This is a genomic window from Micromonospora tarensis (assembly GCF_016803395.1).
Lineage (GTDB): Bacteria > Actinomycetota > Actinomycetes > Mycobacteriales > Micromonosporaceae > Micromonospora > Micromonospora tarensis.
The window spans coordinates 1-3,965 of sequence record NZ_JAEVHL010000384.1 but is presented as its reverse complement, the minus strand read 5'-3'; the positions used below and the strand labels follow the sequence as shown (position 1 = coordinate 3,965).

4 protein-coding genes are annotated in these 3,965 nt (G+C 75.5%); 2 read left to right on the top strand and 2 right to left on the bottom strand.

The window, feature by feature from the left end:
* Both JM949_RS34305 and JM949_RS34300 read right to left on the bottom strand, forming a co-directional pair.
* Positions 1–1,303, bottom strand: a 1,303-nt coding sequence (locus JM949_RS34305; RefSeq protein ID WP_203152176.1) for a ribonuclease D, incomplete at its 3' end; no start/stop codon positions are given.
* Positions 1,304–1,425: 122 nt separating this feature from the next.
* Positions 1,426–1,998, bottom strand: coding sequence for a DUF3000 domain-containing protein (locus JM949_RS34300; RefSeq protein ID WP_203152175.1), 573 nt, complete (start codon positions 1,996–1,998; stop codon positions 1,426–1,428).
* Positions 1,999–2,147: 149 nt separating this feature from the next.
* Between JM949_RS34300 and hemE the strand changes: the two genes are divergently transcribed.
* Positions 2,148–3,245, top strand: a complete 1,098-nt coding sequence (gene hemE, locus JM949_RS34295; protein ID WP_203152173.1) for a uroporphyrinogen decarboxylase — start codon at positions 2,148–2,150, stop codon at positions 3,243–3,245.
* A gap of 4 nt (positions 3,246–3,249) precedes the next feature.
* Positions 3,250–3,965: protoporphyrinogen oxidase (hemG, locus tag JM949_RS34290; protein ID WP_203152166.1), on the top strand; the 716-nt coding region annotated here is incomplete at its 3' end.

Genomic DNA, 3,965 nt, shown 5'->3' with positions numbered 1-3,965 from the left:
GGGCTTCGGTCAGGTCGGGGGTGAGGAGGCCGATCTGCCACTCGCGGGCGTTGAGGCCGCGCAGGGTCTCCGCGACCGACGCCTCGCTCAGCTCCTCCGGCGGGGTCCAGGCCAGCCGGCGGATCGAATCCGGGGTGATCAGGTTTTCCGGCGGAAGGTTGTGCGCACCGGAGATGCGGATCACAACCTCCCGGCAGCGGGCCAGCCGACCGGCCGCCACCGGGTCCCGTTCGGCCCAGCGGTGCGGCGGGGGCGGACCCTCCACCGCCGGCGAGACCGGCAGCGAATCGTCAGGCAGCTGCCGGGCGTCGTCGAGCGCGGCGAGCCAGGTGCGGGCCAACCGACGGACCGACCGGCCACCGAAGCCGGGCAGGGTCAGCAGGGTCTTCTCGTCCTTCGGGTCCAGCTCGGCCGCCGCGATGATCGCCGAGTCGGGCAGCACCCGACCGGGAGCGGCGTCCCGCCGGGCGGCGATCTGGTCCCGGGCGTACCACATCGAGCGGACCCGGGCCTGGGCGCGCGCGCCACGCAGCCGGTGGATGCCCGAGGTGCGTCGCCACGGCTCCGCGCGGACCCGTGGCGGGCGTGCCCCGGTGCGTACCAGCGCGGCGAACTCCTCCTCGGCCCAGGCCGACTTGCCCTGCCGGGCCAACTCGGCGTCCAGCGCGTCGCGCAGGTCGGTGAGCAGCTCCACGTCGAGGGCGGCGTACGTCAACCACGACTCGGGCAGCGGTCGGCTCGACCAGTCGGCCGCCGAGTGGTGCTTCTCCAGCGTGAACCCGAGCAGCTGCTCGGTCAGCGCGGCCAGCCCGACCCGTTCGAAGCCGGCCAGCCGGGCCGCCAACTCGGTGTCGAACAACCGGCGCGGGCGCAACCCCACCTCGGCCAGGCAGGGCAGATCCTGGCTGGCCGCGTGGAGCACCCACTCGGCCTCGCCGATGACCGCGTCCAGCGCGCTGAGGTCGGGCAGGGGCAGCGGATCGATGAGTGCGGTGCCCGCACCGGCCCGCCGTAGCTGCACCAGGTACGCGCGCTGGCTGTAGCGGTAGCCGGAGGCCCGTTCGGCGTCCAGGGCGACGGGGCCGGTGCCGGCCGCGAAGCGGGCCACGACCTCGGCGAGCTCGGCCGGGGTGGCCGCCGGTTCGGGCGTGCCGTCACGCGGGGCGGTCAGCGGAACGGGCCCACCGTTGGTCGGGTCGGCCCCCTCGCCCGCCGGCTGCGGCTGGGCCGACGGCGGGTGCTGGGGTGCGTTTCCCGGAAGTTCCTCGGTGGGCCGACGGCGCAGGGGTGGTTCGTCGGTCACCTGCCAACCCTAGTGCGCGCGGTGATCCTGCGGGTGCAGCCGGTCCGGCGTGTGTCGGTCAGGTGTCCGTGAGGTGTCGGTCCGAAGGCCGGACACCAGGGCGGACCGCACCCGTTCGGCGCTCAGGCCGCGCCGGCGGGGCGACGGTCGGACAGGGCGGTCACCCCGGGTGGGGGGAGGCCGGCGGTGGAGGCGAGCAGTGCGCACCAGCCGAGCAGGTGTGGGGTCAGGTCGTCGTCGATGGGCGTCCAGGAGGCGCGGATCTCGATGTCGCCGATGGTCGGTGGCCCGGCGAGGTCGCCGAACCGGGTCGACATGGTCTGCGTCACCGTCCCGCCGATCGCCCGGTGGCCGGCGCCCTGCGCCTCCAACGCGTCGGTGAGCCACGTCCAGCCGACCCCGGGCAGCAGCGGGTCGGCGGCCAGGTCGACCTCCAACTCGGCGGTCACGTAGGTGACCAACCGCAGGGTGCCCTGCCACGCCTCGTGCCCGACCGGATTGTGCAGCAGGATCAGCCGGCCGGTCGCCACCTCGTCGTCGTCGCGCAGCACCGTCGCGGAGAGCGCGAATGCGTACGGGGCCAGCCGCTGGGGGGCGCCGACCTCCTCCAGGGTGATCTCCGGCCGGGGGGCCGCCGACCGCAGCCCGGCGACCGCGCGGGCGAACGTCTCCGGGAGCGCGATCGGGGGGGCCATGTCGGCAGCCTATGCCGACGTTCGCCCCCCGCTTCGACGCGCGCCGACGCTCACCCCCGGGGCGCCTGCGCCAACCCGGGGGTAAGGGACGGTGCCCTTCCTCTCACCCCCACCCGGACGGGGGTGGCGGGCGTGGCACGATTGCGACGATGACCACGGAAACCACGGGCACTGCCGCCCGAGACGGAGACTCCCGCCCCGGCGGACCGGCCGACTCGCCCTTCATCCGGGCCTGCCGACGACGGCCGACCCCGCACACCCCGGTCTGGTTCATGCGCCAGGCCGGCCGCTCCCTGCCGGAGTACCGGGAGATCCGGGCGAGCGTGCCGATGCTGGAGTCCTGCCGCCGCCCGGAGCTGGTCACCGAGATCACCCTCCAGCCGGTGCGCCGGCACGGCGTCGACGCGGCCATCCTGTTCAGCGACATCGTGGTGCCGGTCGCCGCGGCCGGGGTCGACCTGGACATCGTGCCGGGCACCGGCCCGGTGGTCGCCGAGCCGATCCGCACCGCCGCCGACGTCCAGCGGATCCGCCCGATCACCCGCGAGGACGTCCCGTACGTCGACGAGGCCGTCCGGCAGCTGGTGGTCGAGCTGGGCGACACCCCGCTGATCGGCTTCGCCGGCGCGCCGTTCACGCTGGCCAGCTACCTGGTCGAGGGCGGGCCGTCGCGCACCCACGCGAAGACCAAGGCGCTGATGTACGGCGACGAGGAGCTGTGGCACGCGCTCTGCGACCGGCTGGCCGAGGTGACGCTGGCCTTCCTGCGGGTGCAGATCGAGGCCGGCGTGTCCGCCGTGCAGCTGTTCGACTCGTGGGCCGGCGCGCTCTCCGAGGCCGACTACCGCCGCTACGTGCTGCCGCACTCGACCGCCGTGTTGAGCGGGCTGGCACACGCCGGGGTGCCCCGGATCCACTTCGGGGTGGGCACCGCCGAACTGCTCGGCGCGATGGGCGAGGCCGGGGCGGACGTGGTCGGCGTCGACTGGCGTACCCCGCTGGACGTGGCCACCGGCCGGATCGGCGCGGACAAGGCGGTGCAGGGCAACCTGGACCCGTGCGTGCTGCTCGCGCCGTGGCCGGTGGTGGAGGCCGAGGTGCGCCGGATCCTGGAGCAGGGTCGGGCCGCCCCCGGGCACGTGTTCAACCTCGGCCACGGGGTGCTGCCGGAGACCGACCCGGAGGTGCTGACCCGGGTGGTCGCGCTGGTGCACGAGCTGTCCAGCCGCCGGGCCGACCAGGGCTGAGAAGGTGACGCGGCAGCCCTGGCGGGTGGCGGTGGTCGGCGGCGGAATCGCCGGGCTGGCCGCCGCGGTCCGGCTGCGCGACCGCGCGCCGGCCGACACCGAGATCACGGTGTACGAGCAGTCCGGCGCGCTGGGCGGCAAGTTGCGCACCGGCGAGCTGGCCGGCCAGCCGGTGGAGTTCGGCGCGGAGTCGTTCCTGATGCGCGACCCGACCGGCGCCGAGAGCGCGGCGGTGGGGTTGGCCCGCCGGCTCGGGCTGGCCGAGCGGATCGTGCACCCCACCGTGGGGCAGGCCGCGCTGGTGATCGACGGAGGGCTGCGCCCCATTCCGGGCGGCACCCTGGTGGGCGTACCCGGGGATCTGGACCGGGTGGCCACTGTCGCCCGCCCGGCCGCGGACGCCGACATCGACAATGGTCGGCCGCTGGTCGGGCCCGACGCGGACGTCGCGGTGGGTGCGTTGGTCCGGTCCCGCTTCGGTGACGAGGTGGTGGAACGGCTGGTCGACCCGATGCTGGGCGGCGTGTACGCCGGCCGCGCCGACGACCTCTCACTGGTCACCACGATGCCGGCGCTGGCCCGCGCGGCCCGGGTGGAGCACACCCTGGTCGACGCGGTCCGGGCCGCGCAGGCAGCCGCGCCACGCGCGCCCGGCGCCCCGGTCTTCGGCACCCTGACCGGTGGGCTGAGCACCCTGGTCGGAGGCGGCGGTGGCGGCCA

What these genes read in the sequence shown, in the direction of transcription:
- JM949_RS34300 (WP_203152175.1), bottom strand. Translation starts at nt 1,998, where the DNA reads ATGGCCCCCCCGATCGCGCTCCCGGAGACGTTCGCCCGCGCGGTCGCC.
- hemE (WP_203152173.1), top strand. Translation starts at nt 2,148, where the DNA reads ATGACCACGGAAACCACGGGCACTGCCGCCCGAGACGGAGACTCCCGC.